The organism is Micromonospora sp. WMMD975 (genome assembly GCF_029581215.1).
GTDB lineage: Bacteria > Actinomycetota > Actinomycetes > Mycobacteriales > Micromonosporaceae > Micromonospora.
Map to the genome: position 1 here is coordinate 3,321,635 of NZ_CP120739.1, position 20,560 is coordinate 3,342,194.

General features: G+C 70.9%; 21 protein-coding genes. 17 read left to right on the plus strand and 4 right to left on the minus strand.

The features are described 5' to 3' along the window. Positions 1-3: 3 nt before the first annotated feature. Positions 4-921: an ornithine carbamoyltransferase gene (locus O7613_RS14235; protein ID WP_282294533.1), complete on the plus strand. Its 918-nt coding sequence runs from the start codon at positions 4-6 to the stop codon at positions 919-921. Then, positions 914-1,672: a 4'-phosphopantetheinyl transferase superfamily protein gene (locus tag O7613_RS14240; RefSeq protein ID WP_282294364.1), complete on the plus strand. Its 759-nt coding sequence runs from the start codon at positions 914-916 to the stop codon at positions 1,670-1,672. The genes O7613_RS14235 and O7613_RS14240 overlap by 8 nt, the downstream gene beginning before the upstream one ends. A gap of 40 nt (positions 1,673-1,712) precedes the next feature. Here the strand turns inward: O7613_RS14240 and O7613_RS14245 are convergent, their stop codons facing one another. Both O7613_RS14245 and rfbB read right to left on the minus strand, forming a co-directional pair. Then, entirely contained in the window at positions 1,713-3,611 is a 1,899-nt protein-coding gene (locus O7613_RS14245) for a BTAD domain-containing putative transcriptional regulator (RefSeq protein WP_282294365.1), read from the minus strand. Between the two features lie 115 nt (positions 3,612-3,726). Next, on the minus strand, positions 3,727-4,716 hold the full coding sequence (gene rfbB, locus O7613_RS14250) for a dTDP-glucose 4,6-dehydratase (RefSeq protein WP_282294534.1): 990 nt from the start codon (positions 4,714-4,716) through the stop codon (positions 3,727-3,729). Between the two features lie 400 nt (positions 4,717-5,116). On the opposite strand from rfbB, the gene O7613_RS14255 reads away from it, so the two are divergent. The 10 genes from O7613_RS14255 to O7613_RS14300 all read left to right on the plus strand — a co-directional run bounded on the left by O7613_RS14255 (position 5,117) and on the right by O7613_RS14300 (position 14,783). Next, positions 5,117-5,629 carry a hypothetical protein gene (locus tag O7613_RS14255; RefSeq protein WP_282294302.1) on the plus strand — a complete coding sequence of 171 codons (513 nt, stop codon included), beginning with the start codon at positions 5,117-5,119 and terminating at the stop codon, positions 5,627-5,629. A 5-nt stretch (positions 5,630-5,634) separates the two neighbouring features. Next, positions 5,635-6,204 carry an ImmA/IrrE family metallo-endopeptidase gene (locus O7613_RS14260; RefSeq protein ID WP_282294366.1) on the plus strand — a complete coding sequence of 190 codons (570 nt, stop codon included), beginning with the start codon at positions 5,635-5,637 and terminating at the stop codon, positions 6,202-6,204. Positions 6,205-6,325: 121 nt separating this feature from the next. Further along, on the plus strand, positions 6,326-6,886 hold the full coding sequence (locus O7613_RS14265; protein WP_281587943.1) for a TetR/AcrR family transcriptional regulator: 561 nt from the start codon (positions 6,326-6,328) through the stop codon (positions 6,884-6,886). Next, positions 6,873-8,522: an AMP-binding protein gene (locus O7613_RS14270; protein WP_282294367.1), complete on the plus strand. Its 1,650-nt coding sequence runs from the start codon at positions 6,873-6,875 to the stop codon at positions 8,520-8,522. Before O7613_RS14265 ends, O7613_RS14270 begins: the two co-directional genes overlap by 14 nt. Next, positions 8,519-9,517 carry a TauD/TfdA family dioxygenase gene (locus O7613_RS14275; protein ID WP_281587939.1) on the plus strand — a complete coding sequence of 333 codons (999 nt, stop codon included), beginning with the start codon at positions 8,519-8,521 and terminating at the stop codon, positions 9,515-9,517. Before O7613_RS14270 ends, O7613_RS14275 begins: the two co-directional genes overlap by 4 nt. Continuing rightward, entirely contained in the window at positions 9,514-10,032 is a 519-nt protein-coding gene (locus tag O7613_RS14280; protein ID WP_282294368.1) for a GNAT family N-acetyltransferase, read from the plus strand. Before O7613_RS14275 ends, O7613_RS14280 begins: the two co-directional genes overlap by 4 nt. Then, on the plus strand, positions 10,029-11,381 hold the full coding sequence (locus O7613_RS14285; RefSeq protein ID WP_282294369.1) for a cytochrome P450: 1,353 nt from the start codon (positions 10,029-10,031) through the stop codon (positions 11,379-11,381). Before O7613_RS14280 ends, O7613_RS14285 begins: the two co-directional genes overlap by 4 nt. Before the next feature lie 40 nt (positions 11,382-11,421). Beyond that, the gene (locus O7613_RS14290; RefSeq protein WP_281587933.1) at positions 11,422-13,179 is read left to right on the plus strand and encodes an AMP-binding protein; all 1,758 of its coding nucleotides are present in this window, start codon (positions 11,422-11,424) and stop codon (positions 13,177-13,179) included. Then, positions 13,160-14,404, plus strand: a complete 1,245-nt coding sequence (locus tag O7613_RS14295) for an acyl-CoA dehydrogenase family protein (RefSeq protein ID WP_282294370.1) — start codon at positions 13,160-13,162, stop codon at positions 14,402-14,404. Before O7613_RS14290 ends, O7613_RS14295 begins: the two co-directional genes overlap by 20 nt. A 52-nt stretch (positions 14,405-14,456) precedes the next feature. After that, positions 14,457-14,783 carry a phosphopantetheine-binding protein gene (locus tag O7613_RS14300; protein WP_282294372.1) on the plus strand — a complete coding sequence of 109 codons (327 nt, stop codon included), beginning with the start codon at positions 14,457-14,459 and terminating at the stop codon, positions 14,781-14,783. 63 nt (positions 14,784-14,846) lie between these two features. Here O7613_RS14300 and O7613_RS14305 read toward each other — a convergent pair whose 3' ends face one another. Both O7613_RS14305 and O7613_RS14310 read right to left on the minus strand, forming a co-directional pair. Beyond that, positions 14,847-15,119, minus strand: a complete 273-nt coding sequence (locus O7613_RS14305; RefSeq protein ID WP_282294374.1) for a hypothetical protein — start codon at positions 15,117-15,119, stop codon at positions 14,847-14,849. Between the two features lie 100 nt (positions 15,120-15,219). Then, positions 15,220-15,438, minus strand: coding sequence for a hypothetical protein (locus O7613_RS14310; protein WP_282294376.1), 219 nt, complete (start codon positions 15,436-15,438; stop codon positions 15,220-15,222). Between the two features lie 353 nt (positions 15,439-15,791). Between O7613_RS14310 and O7613_RS14315 the strand changes: the two genes are divergently transcribed. The 5 genes from O7613_RS14315 (at position 15,792) to O7613_RS14335 (ending at position 20,560) form a co-directional block, all read left to right on the plus strand. Beyond that, entirely contained in the window at positions 15,792-16,664 is an 873-nt protein-coding gene (locus tag O7613_RS14315) for a helix-turn-helix transcriptional regulator (protein WP_282294378.1), read from the plus strand. A 10-nt stretch (positions 16,665-16,674) separates the two neighbouring features. After that, positions 16,675-16,869 carry a DUF397 domain-containing protein gene (locus O7613_RS14320; RefSeq protein ID WP_282294379.1) on the plus strand — a complete coding sequence of 65 codons (195 nt, stop codon included), beginning with the start codon at positions 16,675-16,677 and terminating at the stop codon, positions 16,867-16,869. 240 nt (positions 16,870-17,109) lie between these two features. After that, complete coding sequence (locus tag O7613_RS14325) at positions 17,110-18,144, plus strand: LacI family DNA-binding transcriptional regulator (protein ID WP_282294535.1); 1,035 nt, start codon at positions 17,110-17,112, stop codon at positions 18,142-18,144. Positions 18,145-18,222: 78 nt separating this feature from the next. Further along, entirely contained in the window at positions 18,223-19,524 is a 1,302-nt protein-coding gene (locus tag O7613_RS14330) for an extracellular solute-binding protein (protein ID WP_282294380.1), read from the plus strand. A gap of 64 nt (positions 19,525-19,588) precedes the next feature. Further along, on the plus strand, positions 19,589-20,560 hold the full coding sequence (locus O7613_RS14335) for a sugar ABC transporter permease (RefSeq protein WP_281587925.1): 972 nt from the start codon (positions 19,589-19,591) through the stop codon (positions 20,558-20,560).

Sequence of the window (20,560 nt, forward strand, 5' to 3'; positions counted from 1 at the left end):
GACGTGCGCGGGCACCACCTGATCTCGCTGCGGGACCTGACCGACGAGCAGCTCGCCGAGCTGGTACGGCGCAGCGTCGACTTCGCCACCGGTCGTCGGGATCCGACCGGGGCGTTGCGCGGGCGGGTCGTCGGTGTGCTGTTCACCAAGACGTCCACCCGCACCCGCACGGCGTTCACGGCGGGCGCCCTGCGGCTGGGCGCGCAGGTGGTCACGTACGGGCCGGGTGACCTCCAGCTCAACACCGGCGAGACGATGGCCGACACCGCGCGGGTGCTGGGCGGGATGCTCGACGCGGTGGTGGCGCGCACCGCCGGCCCGGAGGCCGAGCTGCGTACCCTGTCCCGGCACCTCGGCACGGTGATCAACGCGATGAGCGCGCAGGAGCACCCCACCCAGGCGTTGGCCGACCTCAGCACGATGCGGGCGCGCTTCGGCGACCTGACCGGGCTGCGGGTGCTCTACGTCGGTGAGGGCAACAACACGGCGTCCGCGCTGGCGCTCGCCCTGCCCCGGCTCGGGCTCGACCTGGAGCTGCGTACCCCGCCGGGGTACGGCCTGCCGCCCGCGCTCGTCGACGAGGCGCGGGCGCTCGGCGCCCGGTCCGGGGGGCGGATCCGGCAGCGGCACGACATGGCGGCGCTGCCGGCGGGGGCCGACGTGGTCTACACCACCCGGTGGCAGACGACCGGCACCACGAAGCCGGACCCGCAGTGGCGTCGCGTGTTCGCGCCGTTCGCCGTGGACGCGGCGCTGATGGCGCGCTTCCCCGACGCGGTGTTCCTGCACGACCTGCCGGCGCACCGGGGCGAGGAGGTCGCCGCCGAGATCCTCGACGGTCCGGCCAGCCTGGCGTTCGAGCAGGCCCGACACAAGCTGCACAGCGCCATGGCGGCGCTGCACTGGACGCTCGGTGAGTGAGCGGTCCGGCCCGGCAATGCACGCGAACGGAGAAGTTCCCGGCGACGGTCGGTCCGCCGCCGGGCCGGGGCTGGTCGCGAGCCTGCTGCCGGCCGGGATCTGCGTGGTCGAGGAGACGTCGCAGGACATCGTCGACGTCCCGCTGTTCCCGCAGGAGCAGGCGGTGATCCGCAACGTCGTCCGGCGGCGCCGGGAGGAGTTCACCACGGTACGGGTGTGCGCGCGGCGGGCCCTGGCCCGGCTCGGCATCTCCCCCGTGCCGGTGCTGCCGGGCCCGGACGGCGCGCCGATGTGGCCGCCGGGCGTCGTGGGCAGCATCACCCACTGCCGGGGCCACCGTGCCTGCGCGGTGGCGCTGGACAGCGAGGTCGCCGCGGTGGGCATCGACGCCGAGCCGAACCAGGTCCTGCCCTACGACATGCTGGAGGCGATCTCGCTGCCGTCGGAACGGGCGGCGATCCGCCGGCTGCCGGTCACCACCCCGGCCGTGCACTGGGACCGGTTGTTGTTCAGCGCCAAGGAGGCGATCTACAAGGTCTGGTTCCCGCTGACCGGCCGCGGGCTCGACTTCGCCCAGGCCGAGGTGGCGCTACGCGCCGACGGCGGGTTCACCGCCCGGCTGCTCGTCGACGGGGCCCGGGTCGGTTCCCGGCCGATGGTGGGGCTCGCCGGCCGCTGGCGGGCGACGGACTCCGTCCTCGCGACCGGCATCGTCGTCCCCGCCGTCGGGTCACCGCGGCCACACGGGTGAGGCCGCCGGCCGGCGCCCCGGACGGCGGCGCCGGGCCCGGTCAGCCCTGGTCGGTGCCGGCGCGCTCCACCGCGTACGCGTGGATCAGCGGGTTGATCTCGTAGCGGTCCCAGTCCCGCTGCTCGACCAGGTTGCTGTCGACGAGGGCGCCGACGGCCCACCACGCCTGTCGGACGGAGGTGCGGGACAGCGCGGCGGCCGTCTCGAGGTCGAAGGCCGACCCCCCGTGGCGTCCCAGCGCGTCGAACATCGCGGCGGCCTCGGCGGACAGCGCCCGGTACGACCAGTGCAGCACCTCCCGCATGCACGACTGGGGGTCGCCCGGCGTCTCCAGCACGTCCAGCAGCTCACCGGGCGTGCTGGCCTCGGCGAACGCCTCGGCCGGCAGCCGGGCGGTGCTGATCCGCTCGGCGGCGATCCGCACCGCCAGCGGCAGTCGACCGCAGGCGGCCACCACCGTGCGCAGCACCGACCGGTCCTCGACCGTCCCGCCGCCGATGACGCAGCGGATGAGGCCGAGCAGGTCGTCGTCGCACATGGGGTCGAGGTTCACCCGGCGGGCACCGTCCCGGGCGGTCAGCCCGGACAGCCGGTTGCGGCTGGTCACCAGCACCAGGCAGGACCGGCTGGGCGGTAGCAGCGGCCGGACCTGCTCGATCCAGCGTGCGTTGTCGATCAGCAGGATCATCCGCCGACCGGCCATCAGGCTGCGGTAGAGGCCGGCCCGCCGGTCCACGTCCGAGGGCAGGTCGGGCTCGACGCCGAGCCCGGCCAGCAGGTGACCGAGCGCCTCCGCCGACGACATCGGCTCGGGCTCGCGGGCGAAGCCGCGCAGGTCGAGGTGGAGCTGCCCGTCGGGGTACCGGTCGGCGATCTGGTGGGCGAAGTGGACCGCCAGGGTCGACTTGCCGACGCCGGGTGGGCCGCCGATGAGGATCACCGGTGGCGCGCCCTCCGCCTCCGCCTCGCACACCGACTTGTAGAGGCCGGCGATCTCGCAGTGCCGGCCGAGGAAGCCCGGGACGTCGCGCGGCAGTTGGGCGGGGTTCATCGGCAGCGCCGCGGGAGTGCCCGCCGACGGCCGCGCGGGCGGCGCCGGCGAGCCCGACCCGACGTGGCCGGGCCGACCGGTGTCCGCGTCGGAGGCCGGCCCGGAGCCACCGGCATCGGTGGCGTGGACCTCACCGCGCAGGATCTGCTCCTGGAGACGCCGCATCGCCGCCGGCGGGTCGAGGCCCAGCTCGGTGCTCAACGTCTCGCGCAGGTCCCGGATCTCGGCGAGGGCCTCGGCCCGGCTGCCGAGCCGGGCGTAGCTGAGCACGAGCAGGTGCCGCAGGCGCTCCCGCAGCGGGTGCAGGCGGACCAGCGGGACCAGTTCACCGACCGCCTCCATCTGCCGCCCCAGCTCCAGCAGCATCTCGGCCCGGTCCTCGAGCACGGCCAGCCGCAGCTCGTCGAGCCGGGCGCGTTCGGCCTCGACGAACGGGCCGTGGGTGCCGTCGAGGGCGACCCCGCGCCACAGGGCCAGGCCCTGGGACAGCTCCGTGACGGCCCGGTCCGCGTCGCCGGCCGCGCGTAACTGCCGGGCCCGCTCGACGTGCTGGATGAACGAGCAGGAGTCGACCTGGGTCGGGTCCAGGCGCAGCACGTAACTGGACCCCTCGGAGAGCAGCACCTGCGACGGCGCGCGGTGCGGGCGGTGCGGTTCGAGGAGTCGGCGCAGCCGGTTGACGTAGGTGTAGATGCTGTTGGTGACCGTGAGCGGCGCGTCGAGGCCCCACACCCCGTCGATCAGGTCGTCGCGTCGGACCCGCTGGTTGGGGCGGGCGGCGAGCGTCGCGAACAACGCGCGCTGGCGCGGCGACCCGAGGTCGGAGCCGGCGCCGTCGACGACGGCCGAGACGGGTCCGAGCAGGGTGACCTGCAATGCCTTTCCCACTTGGTCGAAACCCCGTATCTCTGTCGGCGGGAGACGCATACCACGCGGAATGCAGACAGGCTCGTGAACGGTGGCTGTCGGTGTCGGTGTCGGTGTCGGCGAGCGGTGGCGGCGGTCAGCGTCCCAGGCTTCGGTAACGCGCCTCGGTGCGCTCCTTGTGCGGCTTCCACCACCACTCGTTGGCCCGGTACCAGTCGACGGTGTCGGCCAGGCCGGCCCGCAGCTCGACGTAGCTCGGCCGCCACCCCAGCTCGGTGCGCAACTTGGTGCTGTCGTTGGCGTACCGCAGATCGTGGCCCGGCCGGTCGGAGACGTGCTCGTACGCGTCGCGCGGCTGGCCCATCACCTCGAGGACGAGTTCGAGGATCTCCCTGTTGCTGCGCTCGTCACCGGACCCGATGAGATAGGTCTCGCCGATGCGACCGCGCTCGAGAATGGCGTGCACCGCGTCGTTGTGGTCCTCGACGTGGGTCCACTCCCGCACGTTGAGCCCGGCGCCGTAGAGCTTCGGACGGGCACCGACCAGGAGATTCGTCACCTGCCGCGGAATGAACTTCTCCACGTGCTGGTAGGGGCCGTAGTTGTTGGCGCAGTTCGACAGCGTGGCCCGGACGCCGTACGAGCGGACCCACGCGCGGACCAGCATGTCCGAGGCCGCCTTCGTGGCCGAGTAGGGGCTCGACGGGTCGTAGCGGGTCTCCTCGGTGAACTTCTGCTCCGCGTCCAGGGCGAGGTCGCCGAACACCTCGTCGGTGGAGACGTGGTGGTACCGGCGGTCGTGCCGCCGCACCGCCTCGAGCAACGTGAACGTGCCCGTCACGTTGGTCCGTACGAACGGGGCGGGATCGTGCAGCGAGTTGTCGACGTGGGACTCGGCGGCGAAGTGCACCACCACGTCGCACTCGGCGACCAGCCGGTCGACCAGGTCGGTGTCGCAGATGTCGCCGTGGACGAACCGCACCCGGTCGGCGACCGGCTCCAGGGCCCGTCGGTCGCCGGCGTAGGTGAGCGCGTCGAGCACAGTGATGTCGTACGTCGGATGGTTGCGGAGCGTGTGCTGGACGAAGTTGGCGCCGATGAATCCGGCGCCTCCGGTGACCAGCATCCGCGCTGTGTCGAGCATCCTCTTCACATCCCCCAGGATTCAATCTCCCCTCGGACGGCACCACGACCGAGGTCAAGCCGTCAGCGCCCGCCGGCGCCGGCCGCCGAGTGTGTCGCCCCACACCTCGACCCAGGGCCGGCCGCCCGCGGTTGTGGCGGTCGTGCGTTGTCGTGCCCCCGCACGAAAACGCACGTCGCCGAACTGACATCCCCCTGTCCGGGCGGCCAAGACCGCGCCCACAGCGCGGATGTGGACGCCTTTTTCGCACCGCACCCGCGCCCGATCTCCGTCACCCAAACAGGAGGGAGCATACGCTCCCGCTCGACGCATGTGTCAACATCTGTTTCGTCAGCGCTGGTATCTGCGACACTGTTGTTTAGTCGCTGGAGGGTTGGAATTCATGGTCGACGATCGGCGCGCGGAGCAGGAGCTGCCATCCCTCGACACCCTGGCCGCCCGGCTGGAGTACCTGTTCGACCGGATCCGCCCGACACCTGAGGAACTCGGCGAGTCCGACGAACCCGGCCGCCGCTACACCAACAAGGAGATCGCCGACAAGATCAACGCCACTGCCGCCGAGACCGGCGTCTCCATCAGCGCCGCCTACATCGGAGAACTACGCCGCGGCGTGGCACGCGACCCCCGCACCTCCCACGTACGCGCCCTCGCCTCCGCCTTCGGCGTCAGCTCCGGCTACTTCGTCGACGACGCGGCGGCCCGACGAATCCAGGAACAGATCACCCTGCTCCGCGAACTACGCCGAATGGACGTCAAACAGGTCGCGCTGCGCCAGGTCCTCGCCGACAACGGCCTCTCCGCAGGAGACACCCACCTCGTCGAACAGATGGTCGCCCGGCTACGAGCCGTCGCCGACGCGGGCGGGACGAGCACCACGCCAGACAACCGCAGATAGCCGTGATGATCCTTGTGTGGCAGTACGCCGACGAGTGGGGGAACGTTGACGTGAAGTTACACCGACTACGCAAACGCTGCGAACAGATCGCCGCCGAAGTGGAAATACCACGACCGTTCGACATCCAGCGACTGTGCGACCTGCTCGGCGAACGACGCGGCCGACCCATCCACCTGATGCCCATCCGACTCCCCGCCCTCACCGTCTGCGGCATGTACGTACCCACCGGGGACTTCGACGCCATCTTCTACGAACAGGACACCTCACCCCTGCACCAACTGCTGATCATCGGACACGAACTGGGCCACCTCCTCGCCGGCCACCACGCCACCGCCATCCTCGACCCCGACGCCTCCCGCCTCCTCCTACCCGACCTCGACCCACAACTGGTCCAACGCAGCCTCGGCCGCAGCAACTACGCCGCCGCCGAAGAACGCGAAGCCGAAATGATCGGCTCACTACTACTACGCCGGGCCCGCGCCGGCCACGAGGCCGAGCCGGACTCACCGCTGGACAGCCGGGACGCGGAGCTGTACGGCCGGCTGCGGCACTCGTTGGAGCACCCCGACCGGTAGGCGCGACGGACACCACGCGCTACGGCCCCCCGTGCCGACCGGCCCGATCCGCACGGGGGTAGCCATTCGGGCGGCCGGTTGGCCTCTGCTCCGTGCTCAGCCCCATGTCTACGGTGTAGACATGGGAACGACCGCCGACCGACTGGTAGGCATTGCCCGCGACATCGTCATCGCCGAGGGGCCCACCGCGGTGACCATGCGCCGGGTGGCCGCCGCAGCCGGAATCACCCCGATGGCGATCTACCGTCACTACGCCAACCGGGAGGCGTTGCTGCGGCGCGTCGCCGACGAGACGTTCGCCGACATCTCGAAGCGGTGGGCCGACCGCCAACCGGGTCCGGGCAACGTCATCGCCGACCACCTTGACGACCACCTCGACTTCGCCCTCGGCCAACCGAGGCTGTACGACTTCGTCTTCACCGATCCGCGCGAGGGCGCACGTCGGTTCCCCGACGACTTCCGCGACGGCGGCTCGCCGTCCCTGTCCCTGGTCGCCGACGCGCTGCGGAACCAGGGTTTCAGCGGTGACGGCGACGATCTCCTGGAGCTGGCACTGGCCTTCGGGGCCCTGATACACGGCCTCGTGCGGCTCTACCACGGCGGCCGGATCGGCATGTCCCCGGCCGGCTTCCGCGCGCTCTGCCACCGACTAGTAGGGAGGATGATCGATGTCCACAGTTGAGCCCACATCGGCGCCTGCGCCGACGCCGGAGTTCGCCCGCGAGGGCCACGCGGCGCGCTACGTGACGGGCACGGTCGACGCGTTCGACCGGTACGGCGACCGGACCGCGTTGGTATCGGCGGACCGCGACATCGGATATCGCGAGCTGCTGACCGCCACCTACCGGCTGGCCCGGGCGCTGCGGACACAGGGCGTGGAGCGCGGCAGCGGCGTCGTCTGCCTCGTCACCAACACCCCGGAGGCGCTGTACCTACGGTTCGCGTGCCATGTGCTCGGCGCCCGGTACGTCGCCGTCCAGCTCAACGCCCTGACCGAGGATCTCGCGCACATTCTCGTCGACGCCGACCCGACCGTCGTCGTGTTCGATCCCCGGGGCACCCCGCCGGACCAGCCCGTTCCGCTGGTCGCGGCACGCGCCGGGGTACGCCGCGTGCTCGCGCTCGGTCCGACCGCGGCGACGACCGACCTCCTGGCGCTGGCGGCGGCGCAGCCGGCGACGCCGATCGCCGTCGCGGCCGAGGAGGACGACATCGCCGGCATCTGCTACACCGGCGGGACGACCGGCACCCCCAAGGGGGTGGCGTGCACCTTCGCGGCCCTCGCGGCGGCGTCCGAGGCCAGCGCCCGCACGGCGGCCGGCCTCCCGCTGCCGGACGGACTCCGGTTCATCGCCGCCACCTCCATCGCCTACGCGGTCGGTGATCTCGCCGTGCAGATGCTCGTCCTCGGCATCGCCGTGGAGTTGCACGAGGTGTTCGACGCGGGCACGTTCTGGGCCGCCGTGCGGCGGTCGGGTCCGGTCGCCACCTTCCTGTACCCGCCGCAGCTCTACCAGCTGCTCGACCATCCCGCCGCACCCACCGAACCCGGCGGTCACCTCGCCCTGGTCGTGTACGGCAGCTCACCCGTCGCGCCCCGCCGGCTGCGCCAGGCGATCGAGCGGCTCGGTCCGATCTTCCTGCAGGGCTACGCGCAGACCGAGGTCACCTCGGTCACCATCCTGACGCCCGAGGATCACCTGGCGGCGGTCATCGACCGGCCACAGCTGCTGGCTTCGGTCGGCCGCCCGGTGCCCGGCTGCACGGTCTCCATTCTGGACGAGCAGGGGCGCGAACGGGCGCCGGGTGAGGTGGGCGAGGTCTGCGTACGCTCGGCGTCGGTGATGACCGGGTACTGGCGGCAGCCGGAGCTGACCGCCCAGGTCGTCCGGGACGGCCGACTGCACACCGGGGACCTCGGCTACCTCGACGACGACGGTTACCTCTACCTGGTCGGCCGGCTGCGAGACATGATCATTGTCAATGGCCGGAACTGTCACGCGGCGCCTGTCGAGGCCGCCCTGACCGGTCACCCGCAGGTGCGGCAGGCGGCCGTGGTCGGCGTGCCCAGCGAGGAGACGGGTGAGGCGATCCACGCGTTCGTCGTACGCGCGCCGGACCGTCCGGCGGGACCGGGAAACCGGGCGGAGCTTGTCGACGCGGAGCACCTGCGCGCCCTCGTCGCGGACCAACTCGGCGCGCTCCGTGCGCCGGCGGCGGTCACGTTCGTCGACGACATACCGCTCACCGCCGCGGGCAAGCCGGACAAGAAGGCCCTGCGGGCCAGCCTGGACGCGACGCCGGTGGGTGCGCGGTGAACACCTCATCGGCAGTCGAGGCCCCGACGGTACGACGGCTCCAGCTGACGGAGGTGGAGCGCGACGCGCTCGGCCGGCTGGTCGACGCGTTCACCGCCACCGACCGGTCGGCGGATCCGCTCAGCTTCGCCGAGCAGGCGCCCGCGTACGCCGTGCGGCTGCCGGAGCGGGTGCGGGAATTCCTGGGGCAGGTTCGCGCGGACGAGGTGCCCGTGTCCGTGATATCCGGGCTTCCGCTCCAGGCCCTTCCGCCGACGCCGCTCGACTGGACGGCGGCCGCAGCCGGCGTCGGTCGACGGGAAGAGCTGTTGCTGGTGCTGTGCGGCCTGCCGCTCGGCGAGCCGTTCGGCTGGGCGGCGCAGCAGGGCGGGCGGCTCGTCCACGATGTCTGTCCGTCCCCGGCGATGGAACAGTCGCTGACGAGCGCGTGCAGTGCGGCACCGCTGTCGCTGCACACCGAGGACGGGTTCCATCCGTGCCGCGGTGACTACGTCTCCCTGCTGTGCCTGCGCAACCCGGACGCCGTACGGACGACGTTCGTCCGGATCGGGTCCCTCGGTCTTCCCGACAAACTCCAGAAGATCCTTCAGGATTCCCGGTTCCGGTTCCTGCCGGACGACGCACACGTGGCCGGCGCCTGCGCCGAACGTCTTCGCGCCGCCCCGGACGGCACCGGGCTCGACCCGATCATCTTCGGCCCTCCGGAGCACCCGTATCTGCGGTTCGACGTGGACTTCACCGCGGTCTCCGACGGCGACGACGAGGCAGCCGCGGCGATGGCGGACCTGGACGAGCAGCTGCGCGCCGCGACCGAGTCCGTCGCGCTGGCCCCCGGCGACCTGCTGTTCATCGACAACTACCAGGTCGTGCACGGCCGGGCGCCGTTCCGGGCCCGCTATGACGGCACCGACCGCTGGCTCAAGCGGCTGAATCTGATCCGGGACCTCCGCCGGATCTACGCCACCGCCGACACCCGTTCCCGGATCATCCGATGACCGCCAATCGATCGATGAGCGACGTGACCGCCATGGAGCTTCGTGCCGTAGCCTACGACCATCCCGACGCCGTCGCGCTGGTGTCCTTGCTGCAACGCCACTACCTGGCGGTCTACGGCGAGGAGGACCCCCAGCCCGGGGATCCCGGTGAATACCGGCCACCGCGCGGTCTCTTCCTGGTCGGCTACCTCGACGGCCGTCCGGTGGCCTGTGGTGGGTGGCGCGCGAAGGACGCCGGCGGATGGGGCTTCCAGGACGGCGACGCCGAACTCAAGCGCGCATACGTCGTCGAGGAGCTGGCCGGCCTGCAGATGCTCGGCGCCGCCCACCGCATCCTCACCGCGGTGGAGAGCGCGGCGATTCGCGCGGGACGACGGCGGGCGATCCTCGACGCCGGCGTCAAACAGGTCACCGCGATGAGGTTCTTCGAGCGGGCCGGATACACCCGGATCCCGAACTACGGGGTCTACCGCGATGATCCGCAGACCGTCTGCTACGCCAGGGCTCTGCGATGAGCGCCCCGGTGGGCGCCCGCGGCCCGAGTGCCGCCGCCGTGCCGGCAACGGTGACCGGGCTCGTCTTCCGGCCGCTGGCGACGTTGCGGTCGTTGGCCAGGTACGGCGATGCCGTGGAACTGCCCCTCTATCCGGGGCACCGGCTCTTCGTCCTGAGCGGTCCCCGACATGCCGAGCACGTCCTGGCGCGCCGTCAGGACAACTACGTCAAGGCCTTCACCTACCGGTCGATGCGGGCGGTGCTCGGCACCGGGCTGCTGTCCGGTGAAGGCGAGACCTGGCGCCGCCATCGCCGCCTGCTGCAACCGGTGTTCACCAGCCGTAACGTCGCGGGCTTCGCACCACAGATCGTCGACGCGACCCGGCGGAAGCTGGACTCCTGGGATCGACATCGCGACGGCACCCGGGTCGAAGTGTCCGGAGAGATGAGCGCGCTGGCCCTGGACATCGTCGGCCGCGTCCTGTTCAGCACCGACATGACCGGCCGCACCGGCCAGATCGCCCACGCCCTCACGTTCCTGCTGCCCGCTGTCGCGATCGGCACCTACCTGCCGTTCCTCTGGGGGCCGCGCAGCACCCGGGCGATCCAGGCGGCCAGCGGACGCTTCGGCGGACCGCTCGCCGCGATCGACCGGCCGGTGCGCCAGCTCATCGCCGAGCGGCGGGCGACGCCCACCGTCGACGGACCGGCCGACCTGCTGGACCACCTGCTCACCGCGCGGGACGAGGGTCGGGCGCGGCTGACCGATGCGGAGATCCGCGACGAGGTGACCACGTTCATGCTGGCCGGGCACGAGACGACGGCGACGACGCTCAGCTGGTGCCTGGCGCTGCTGTCGGCCCACCCGGCCGTCCGGGACCGCCTGGAACAGGAGGTGGACGCGGTCCTTGCCGGGCGCGAGCCACAGGCCGCCGACATCGAGAAGCTCAGTTGGACCACCGCCGTCGTGAACGAGGCGTGGCGGTTGTACCCGCCGGTGTGGACCATCGAGCGGGAAGCCGTGCGGTCCGACGTCATCGAGGGGATACCGATTCCGGTGGGCAGCACCGTCGCGGTGCCCGCGTACCTGGTGCACCGCAACCCGGCCGTCTGGCCCGACCCCGAGCGCTACGACCCCACCCGCTTCCACTCCGAGGCCGACCGCGACCGCTACGCCCACATCCCGTTCGGCGGCGGCCGGCGCGCCTGCATCGGCGCCGGCTTCGCGCAACTGGAGGCGGTGCTGGTGCTCGCGATGATGACCCAACGCTACCGGCTGGAGCTGACCGCCGGGCTGCCCCGCCCACTGGCCAGCGCCACCCTTCGCCCAGGTCGACGGCTGTCGATGCGTCTGACGCGTCGGCCATGACCCCTGACACCGGCCCGACCGTTGGAAAGGACGAACCCAGATGAGCAGCCTTGCCGTCAGCCGGGACCTGCTTCTCGGCTGGCTAGACGCTCCGTCGACCGAGCGCGGCGTGCGGTTCCACGTGGAGGGACCGGACTGGTCGCGCCACACCTACGAGGATCTGGCCGAACGCGCGTTGCGCGCCGGCGCCGCCCTGGCCGACGCCGGGGTACGCCGCGACGAGGTGGTGCCGCTGGTGCTGCCGTCCGGCCCGGACTTCGTCGCCTGCTTCTTCGGACTCCTCGCCATCGGCGCCACCCCGTCGGTGCTGCCGCTACCCGCCGCGCTCCAGGACACGACGGGCTACGAGACGCAACTGCGGGCGATCGCCGCCGCGGTACGACCCCGGTTCGCGATCGCGTCGGACGACCACCGCGACGTGTTGCTGGCCGGCGTGCGCCAGGCCGGCCAGCAGACCACCGTGCTGGCGCCGGCCTACGGCGACGCCGGGGCGGTGCCGCGTGCGCACGGCGAACTGGCCGTCCTGCAGTTCACCTCGGGCTCGCTGGGACGCCCGCAGGGCGTACGGATCACCGTCGACAACCTGGCCGCGAACCTCCGGATGATCCAACGCTGGCTGGGCATCACGGACCGCGGCGGGGTCTCCTGGCTGCCGCTCTATCACGACATGGGTCTCGTCGGCGGGCTGCTGACGCTTGTGACCCTGCAGACGGAACACGCGATGATGCGGCCCCAGCAGTTCGTCCGCGACACCCGGGGCTGGCTCGCCGAGTACGGCAGCGGCCGGTACGCCCAGATCTTCATGCCGAACTTCGGCTTCGAGCGGGTCGTCGACCGGGTCACCCCGGACGATCTGGTCGGGCTCGACTTCTCCGGCGTCACGTCGGTGGTCAGCGGGGCCGAACGGATCAACCCGGCGGCGCTGGCGCGATTCGCCGCGCTGCTGCAACCGCACGGCTTCGACAGCCGCGCGCTGACCCCCGCCTACGGGCTCGCCGAAGGTACCCTCGCGGTCACCGGCGTGTCCCGACACGAGCCGGTGCGGATGGTCCGCACCAACGCTCCGGGCCGGAACCTGGACGACAAGGTCGAGGTGACCGGGAAGGCGGTCCTCACCACCGACCTGGTGTCCGAGCCGTGGGCCTGGCAGGTGAGCTGCGGTCGCCCGCTCGACGGGCTGCGGGTGGACGTGGTCGACGAGGACGGGCGGCCCCAACCGGACGGTGTGTTCGGGGAGATCTCCGTACGGGGACCGTCGATAACCGCCGGCTACGCCGACGCCACGTCACGGGACGGCGCCCGGCTGGTCGGCGGGTGGCTACGCACGGGCGACGCCGGCTTCTTCCACGACGGCGACCTGTACGTGGTCGGCCGCCTCGGGGACAGCGTCAAACTCCGCGGGCGCAGCATCTTCGTCGAGGACGTGGAGCTGGACCTGCGCGCCCGTACCGGAATCGCGCCCCGCCACCTCGTCGTGGCCGGCGGCATCGTCGACGGCCGGCCGACGTTGCTGGTGGTGGTGGAGCGGGATCTGGGTGACCACCTCGACGTGGTCGTCGAGGCGGTCCGCGCGTTCACCGGGTCCGCCGTCCGGGTGCTGATCCTGCGGGCCAGGCGCGGCACCATCCCCCTGACCTCCAGCGGCAAGCCCCGCCGGCGCCTGCTGTGGCGCCGCCACCTGGCCGGGCAGTTGACCGGAGAGTGGCTCGGCGACCCGCCGACGCCCAGCCACACCGACACCGACACCGACACCGACGAGCAGAACCGGGAGGCAGGCCGTGAGCCAGTCGTACGCTAGCGCCCCCGCCGCCATCTCCCCGACCGGCGAGGCGCCGAACCGGCCGCTGTTCGCGGATGGTCCCTTCGGCCCGCGCGTGGACGCCGCCCGGGCCCGGGTCGCGGAGTCGATCGGCGCCGCTTTCGCCCCGCACGCGGCGGCCGACGAGCGCGGCGTGTTTCCCCGCGAGGTGCTCGCCGACCTCGGGCGCAGTCGGTTTTTGCGGCAACGCTGGCACCCGGGCCCGTTCGGTGACGCCGGCCTCGGTGTGCTCATCGCCGAGGAGAGCGGCCGGTACGGTCATGCGGGCCTGTCGGTCGGCGTGAGTCTCTGCCTGGAGACGGTCGGTTCGATCCTCGTGCGCTACGGCGACTCACCGCTGTTGCAGGAATATCTCGACGGGCTCCTCGACGGGAGGCTGATCGGGTGCTTCGGGGCCTCCGAGCCGACCGGCGGTTCCGACCTCACCGGCATGCGCACCGCCGCCCGGCGGGTGCCCGGCGGCGGCTGGCGGGTGACAGGCGAGAAGAGGTACCTGTCGCTGGGCCTGGTGTGCGACTTCGCACTGCTGCTGTGCCGGATCGAGAACGACAGTGGCGAGGCCGACGGCGGCCTCGGCGTGTTCGCCGTACCCGCCTCGGCGCTGTCGGTCCGCAAACGGCTGCGCAAGGTCGGCACGGCGGCACTCGACACCACCTGGATGACGATCGACGCCAGGGTGCCGGACGAGGCACTCGTCGGTCGGCCCGGCGCGGGTCTCCTCGTGGCGACCTGGGGGCTGAGCCACGAACGGCTGTCCATCGCCGGGCAGACCGTCGGCGCGGTCGCCGCGGCCACCGGACTCGCCGCCGCACACCTGCACCGGCGGGAACAGTTCGGCCGGCCGTTGCTCCAGCACCAGGCGCTCCGACTGCGGCTGGCCGACCTGTCCGCACGGCTGCTGTCGTTACGGTTCGCCGTCTACTCGGCGGCGCAGGGCATATCCGTCACCGGCGCCTGCGGCCCCCGGGAGACCGCCGCGCTCAAGGTCACCGCCACCCGCTTCGCGGAAGAGGCGATGAGCGAGTGCATGCACCTGTTCGGCGGCGCCGGTTATCTCGAGGACGAGACGCCGCTCGGCCGGATGTGGCGGGACACCAGGCTGGGCCGCATCGGCGCCGGCACCGACGAGATGATGTGGGAGTTGGTGGCCAGCGGCATGACTCCCGACTTCGTCGGCTACGACGACCTGGTGGACCTCGGGTGAGGACGTCCGCCTCCTTCCGCGCCCAACCATCAACCTCCGAAAGGTGAAGGACATGACCACACACGCCGTTCCGGTGACCGAGGCCGACGTCATGTCGGCGCTCGATGCGGTCTTCCTGGAGATCAAGCGCGTCCGCCGGGAACTACGACCGGAGGACCACCTGGTCCAGGACCTGGACATCGATTCGCTCGCCGCGCTGGAACTGTTGATCGCGCTGGAGGCCCGCTTCAGCGTCAACCTCCTGAACGACCCCCGCGCATCCACCGTGGCCACGGTCGGCGAGCTGGTCGACGTCATCTGCCGCCAGGCCGCGTCACGAAAGCCCGTGGCACCACGTGATGCCGGAAAACATGCAGCCATTGTGCGATCGCTCCCATGACGCCCTGACGTACGGCGAAATACCGGCGGATCAGCGACGACCGAGAGGGTCCCGGTGGGTTGATTAACGCCTCTGCGGCGATCTGGACCGCCTCTGTTGCCCGAGCGGCACGGGGGCGGTTCGTCGTTGGACCATCAACCCCGCCGGCTGCACGAAGATCGACCGCCGGGCCACGGCCTCGCCTTTGGCGTCGAGCTGGTAGCCGTCGAGCCACGTCCACCCCTCGTAGGTGATCCAGTCCAGCACACGGATGACCCGGAACATGATCGGGCTGCTGAACTGCACGCTGGCCACGCGGGTCACCTGCACGAGGTCACCGGCTCGGAGTGTGGTCACCGCAGGTTCCTCACCGTCCGCCAGGCCAGGAGGTGAGCACGCAAGACCGCGACGAGAACGAACCAGGCCACCTGAACCGAAAACGGCACCGCGAGTTCAGTCACGGCAGCCACCCGAGGAACCTGCGGTGCAGAACGCCAGCGGGAGCCCAGCCCATGTCCTGCACGGCGGACACCAGGTGCGAGGCCATGTAGAGGGCGAGGGACACCGGAACGCTTTCGTACTCGACCAGCAGCTCACGGCGTCGGGCGCGACAGGGCCAGGGCAATCCGCACTCCGCGCACGTCCAGACCGGCAGGACAGGCCCGTGCGTGGTCATCGGTCCTCACTCGGCCAGTGACCCCGGTTGATCGGCACACGATGCTTTGCCCGGCAGGGCAGCTCACCCCCGCACCGGCAGACCCGCCGCCACTTCTCCCACGACCACACGGGCCGATGTCGTCGGGCCAGCGTAAGAGCTGCGGCTACCACGTACTGGTCGTAGCTGACGTGCCTGCCCATTGCGCCTCCTCCATTAGACGGCATGGCGGCCGGGCCACTCACGGTCATCCGACCGCCACACCCGGCAACACCGTCTCACGCAAGAAGGTAATCCGCAATATGCGGATAACCAGATTGCGGAATGCGTGTCTGCGAAAGGAATTCCGGTCTTCCGCATGGCAAGATGACGACATGCCTCCACGTCAGAGCCCCACCGTCAGGCGCCGACGCTTGGCGCTGACCCTCCGACAGCTCCGCGAGACAGCGGGGATCACGTCAGCCGACGCAGCAAAGCGGGTCGACCACGACGCGAGCTGGCTCAGCCGGATCGAGACGGCAGAGGTCCGGCCGCACCCGAACGACGTGCGGGCGCTCCTGGCGTTGTACGGCGTCGAAGGCGATCAGGCGGAGGCCGTGATCGCGGTCGCCCGCCAGGCGAAGCAGCGCGGCTGGTGGCAGCGATACAGCGACGTACTGCCGGACTGGTTCGCGGCGTACGTCGGGATGGAGTCCGAGGCGTCCGTCATCCGCACCTACGAGTGCCAGATGGTGCCCGGCCTGTTGCAGACCGAAGAGTACGCACGAGCGGCCTTCGAGGGTGCGCCCGTCCCGATGCGCGGTGACGAGGTTGACCGACAGGTTGCCCTGCGGATGGAGCGGCAATCCATCCTGGCCGGCGACGATCCGCCGATGCTTCGTGTGGTCATCGACGAGGGCGCGGCTCGCCGGATGGTCGGCGGACCCGAGGTGCTGAAGCGGCAGCTCACGCGACTCATCGAAGAGTCGACACGGAGCAACGTCCAGATTCAGTTGCTGCCGTACTCGGCTGGAGTCGGGTTCGATGGCAGCTTTGTGATCCTCGACTTCGCACCGATGCCCGATCCGTACCCGGACGCAGCCGAAGAACGCATGGTGTACGTCGACACTCTGACCGGAGCGCTGTACCTGGAGCGGCCCGGCGAGGTTGCCGCATACGCTGCGGCACACGAGCAACTGCAAGCCCTTGCGCTGGCACCGAAGCCCACGCGAGATACGCTGCGTGCGATTGCGGCAGACCTTACCTAGGAGGCACGGGATGGACCTGACTCGCGTCACCTGGCGTAGGAGCACCAGGTCCGGCTCAAGCGGCAACTGCGTTGAGGTTGCCACACTGCCCCAGGCCGTCATCGTCCGCGACAGCAAGGACCGACAGGGGCCGATGTTGTCCGTCAGCGCCGACCGGTGGGCCGGCTTCGTCCGGGGCATCAAGGCGGGCACCTTCGACGCCTGAGCACGGACCAGAACGCAGAGCGCCCCCGACGCAATTGGACCTCACGCCGGGGGCGACCCGTTCAGGTCATCAGCGGCTGCCGTACGACGCACCGCGACGTGACCTGACGTCTTTTCGACATCAACTATTGACGCCGCCGTAACAGGGGGCCTAGCGTCTGTCGAACCGCTTCGTCGAAGCGGTTCGACGAACGGTCGAATCCGTTCCCGCCCGGCCCGAGGGAGGTGCGCGGTGGCCACCATGCATGACGTCGCCCGCCTGGCCCAGGTCTCGGTCAGCACCGTCTCCTACGTGCTCACCGGCACCCGGCCGATCTCCCGGGCCACCCGGGCCAAGGTGCTCGCCGCCATGACCGAGCTCGACTACCAGCCCAACGCCATGGCCCGCGGCCTGGCCAGTCGGCGCAGCCGGATCCTGGGCCTGCTGCTGCCGATGGACGAGCGCGGCCTCGGCGCGACCGAGACGGCGTTCGTCACCGGGGCCGCCGCGGCGGCCAGCGCCGTCGGCTACCACCTGGTCCTGTCCCCCGTCGGCGGGGGCGGCGACCTCGACGCCCTGCGCCGGCTGGCCAGCCAGCGCATGTTCGACGGCGTCGTGCTGATGGAGGTCCAACTCGCCGACGAGCGGGTCGCCGCACTCCAGCAGGCCGGCGTGCCGCTGGTGCTGATCGGGCGCACCGGGGACACCGGCGGGCTCTCCTACGTCGACATCGACTTCGAGCAGACCGTGCGGGAGGCGGTGGCGCACCTGGTCGGCCTGGGGCACCGGCAGATCGTCTACGTCAACCACTCGGCCGAGACCCTGGCCAGCGGTTACGGGCCGGCTCTGCGTACCCGGGACGCCTTCGTCACGGCCATGACCGGCCACGGCCTGGAACCGGTCATGATCCCGGCCGAGGACAGCGCCGCCGGCGGCCGGGCGGCGCTTGCCACCGCCGTCACGCGGGCGCCGGGCCTGACCGCCGTGCTGGCCATGAACGAGGCGGCGACCTTCGGCATCCTCGGCGAGCTGACCGCGCGCGGGCGGTCCGTGCCCGACGACGTCTCGGTGGTGTCGATGGTCACCTCGCCGCAGGTCGCCGAGCTGGCCACCCCGGCGCTGACCGCGATGACGTCGCCCGGCTCGGCGATGGGCCGGATCGCCGTCGAGGCGCTGGTACGCCACCTGGACGGGGCCGGGGACGAGCGCCACCAGCAACTGCTGCCGTGCGCGCTGGAGATCCGGGGATCGACCGCAGCACCACGAGGCCGCGAACCGATGGCGGCTGACCAGTAGTAACGGCCCGCCGTCGCGCGGCAACGCGACGACGGGCCAATGAAGTACCGGGCACGATACTCGACGAGGAGGATAGCAATGCAGCGATTCCGCCGGATCGTCGCCGCGATCGCCCTGGCGGCGACCGCGACGACCACCGTAGCCGCCTGCGGCGACGACAGCGGTGACGGCAGCGGGGCCAAGACCCTCAAGCTCTGGCACTACGAGAGCGAGAACAGCGCGATGGGGATCGGTTGGGACCGGGCCATCGAGATTTTCAAGGACGAGCACCCGGGCGTCGAGGTGCGCTTCGAGCGCAAGGCGTTCGAGCAGATCCAGCAGAACGCCGGTATGATCATCAACTCGTCCGAGGGCCCGGACATCATGGAGTACAACAAGGGCAACGCGACGGCCGGCCTGCTGTCGTCCCAGGGCCTGCTCACCGACCTCAGCGAGGAGGCCGAGAAGCGCGGTTGGGCCGACAAGCTCAGCCCCAGCCTCCAGACCACCGCCCGCTACAGCGAGAAGGGCGTGATGGGGTCGGGCAACTGGTTCGGCGTGCCGAACTACGGCGAGTACGTCACGGTCTACTACAACAAGGACCTGTTCGACCGCAACGGCGTCAAGGTGCCCACCACCATGGCGGAGATGACCGCCGCGATGGACACCTTCGTCGGCAAGGACATCACCCCGCTGGGCATGGCCGGCGCCGAGTACCCCGCCGGGCAGCTCTTCTACCAGTTGGCCCTGTCGAAGGCCGACCGCCAGTTCGTCGACAACTACCAGCTCTACAAGAACCCGGTCGACTTCCACGCCGACCCGCTGAAGTACGGCGCGGACACCTTCGCCGACTGGGTGAAGAAGGGTTACGTGGCCAAGAACTCGGCGAGTCTCAAGGCCGAGGACATGGGCACCGCGTTCATCGCGGGCAAGACGCCGATGATCGTCTCGGGCAGTTGGTGGTACGGCCGTTTCAAGGCCGAGATGAAGGCCAACTGGGACACCTTCCTGTTCCCGGGCAACACCCTGAACGCCGGATCGTCCGGCAACATCTGGGTCGTCCCGACGAACAGCAAGGCCAAGAGCCTGGCGTCCGACTTCATCGACATCACCCTGCGCCCGGAGATCCAGGATCTCATCGGCAACAACGGTGGGGTCCCGGTGGCCGGCGACCCCGCCAAGATCAAGGACGCGAAGGATCGCAAGCTGATCGAGGACTTCAACACGGTGAGCAAGCAGGACGGCCTTGCCTTCTATCCGGACTGGCCGGTGCCCGGCTACTACGACGTGCTGGTCGGCGGATTCCAGAGCCTGATCAACGGCTCCAAGTCCCCCGACCAGGTGCTCGACACGATCGCCAAGCCGTACGCCGACGGCGTCAAGGAGATCACCGGCAAGTGATGCGGCGAGCGGCGGGCGCGGCCGGTACGACAGGCGCGCCCGCCCCCGCCGGGAAGGATCTTCCATGGCAGTCTCCGACACCGTCGCCGCCACACCGTCGGCCGAACCCTCCTCCCCCGCGTCCCCGTCCCGCCGCCGGCCGCGTGGCCGCGACGCGGCGTACTGGCTCTACCTGCTCCCCGGAGCGGCGCTGTTCATCCTGGTCATCGGCGCGCCACTGGTCGGCACCGGCTACCTGTCGCTGACCCGGTGGTCGGGCGTCGGCGACCCCACCTTCGTCGGGCTGGACAACTACCAGCGGTTGCTGCACGACGAGGTGTTCTGGGCGTCGTTCCGCAACACCGTGGCCATGATCGTCGCGATGGTGGTGGTGCCGACCCTGCTCGGGCTGCTGCTCGCCTCGGTGCTCTTCGACGTCATCGGGCGTCGGTTCAAACCACGGACGGCGGCGGCGCTGCGGGCCGCGTTCTATCTGCCGCAGGTGCTGCCCGTGGTGGTGGCCGGCATCGTCTGGGGCTGGATCCTGCGCCCCGACGGCGCGTTCAACAGCCTGCTCGACGCGGTCGGTCTCGGCGCGCTGCGCCACGACTGGCTGGGCGACCCGGACACCGCGCTGCCGGCGGTGATGGCGGTGATGATCTGGGTGCAGATCGGCTATCCGGTGGTCGTGTTCATGGCGGCGTTGCAGCGGGTCGACCCGGAGCTGTACGAGGCGGCCGAGGTCGACGGGGCGAACTGGCTGCACCGGTTCCGGGCGATCACGCTGCCGCAGATCCGGCCGGAGACCTTCGTGGTGGCCCTGACCTGCACCATCGCCGCGTTGAAGGTGTTCGGGCCGATCTTCGCGCTGACCCGGGGCGGCCCGGCAAACGCCACGAACGTGCCGTCGTACTTCGCGTACTACACGTTCTTCAAGAAGCTCCAGGTCGGGTACGGCTCCGCGATCTCCACCGTGCTCACGGTGATCATCGTCGTGGTGGCCGTGGTCTTCATCTGGGCGCAGGCCCGAAGCGAGCGCCGGGACCGGGGGATCTGA

Bases quoted from the DNA above. Each gene is read 5' to 3' on its own strand.
- O7613_RS14270 (WP_282294367.1), top strand. From the start codon at position 6,873: ATGTCCACAGTTGAGCCCACATCGGCGCCTGCGCCGACGCCGGAGTTC.
- O7613_RS14335 (WP_281587925.1), top strand. From the start codon at position 19,589: ATGGCAGTCTCCGACACCGTCGCCGCCACACCGTCGGCCGAACCCTCC.
- O7613_RS14315 (WP_282294378.1), top strand. From the start codon at position 15,792: ATGCCTCCACGTCAGAGCCCCACCGTCAGGCGCCGACGCTTGGCGCTG.
- O7613_RS14255 (WP_282294302.1), top strand. From the start codon at position 5,117: ATGGTCGACGATCGGCGCGCGGAGCAGGAGCTGCCATCCCTCGACACC.
- O7613_RS14265 (WP_281587943.1), top strand. From the start codon at position 6,326: ATGGGAACGACCGCCGACCGACTGGTAGGCATTGCCCGCGACATCGTC.
- O7613_RS14300 (WP_282294372.1), top strand. From the start codon at position 14,457: ATGACCACACACGCCGTTCCGGTGACCGAGGCCGACGTCATGTCGGCG.
- O7613_RS14260 (WP_282294366.1), top strand. From the start codon at position 5,635: ATGATCCTTGTGTGGCAGTACGCCGACGAGTGGGGGAACGTTGACGTG.
- O7613_RS14320 (WP_282294379.1), top strand. From the start codon at position 16,675: ATGGACCTGACTCGCGTCACCTGGCGTAGGAGCACCAGGTCCGGCTCA.
- rfbB (WP_282294534.1), bottom strand. From the start codon at position 4,716: ATGCTGGTCACCGGAGGCGCCGGATTCATCGGCGCCAACTTCGTCCAG.
- O7613_RS14325 (WP_282294535.1), top strand. From the start codon at position 17,110: ATGCATGACGTCGCCCGCCTGGCCCAGGTCTCGGTCAGCACCGTCTCC.
- O7613_RS14280 (WP_282294368.1), top strand. From the start codon at position 9,514: ATGACCGCCAATCGATCGATGAGCGACGTGACCGCCATGGAGCTTCGT.
- O7613_RS14285 (WP_282294369.1), top strand. From the start codon at position 10,029: ATGAGCGCCCCGGTGGGCGCCCGCGGCCCGAGTGCCGCCGCCGTGCCG.
- O7613_RS14330 (WP_282294380.1), top strand. From the start codon at position 18,223: ATGCAGCGATTCCGCCGGATCGTCGCCGCGATCGCCCTGGCGGCGACC.
- O7613_RS14290 (WP_281587933.1), top strand. From the start codon at position 11,422: ATGAGCAGCCTTGCCGTCAGCCGGGACCTGCTTCTCGGCTGGCTAGAC.
- O7613_RS14310 (WP_282294376.1), bottom strand. From the start codon at position 15,438: ATGACCACGCACGGGCCTGTCCTGCCGGTCTGGACGTGCGCGGAGTGC.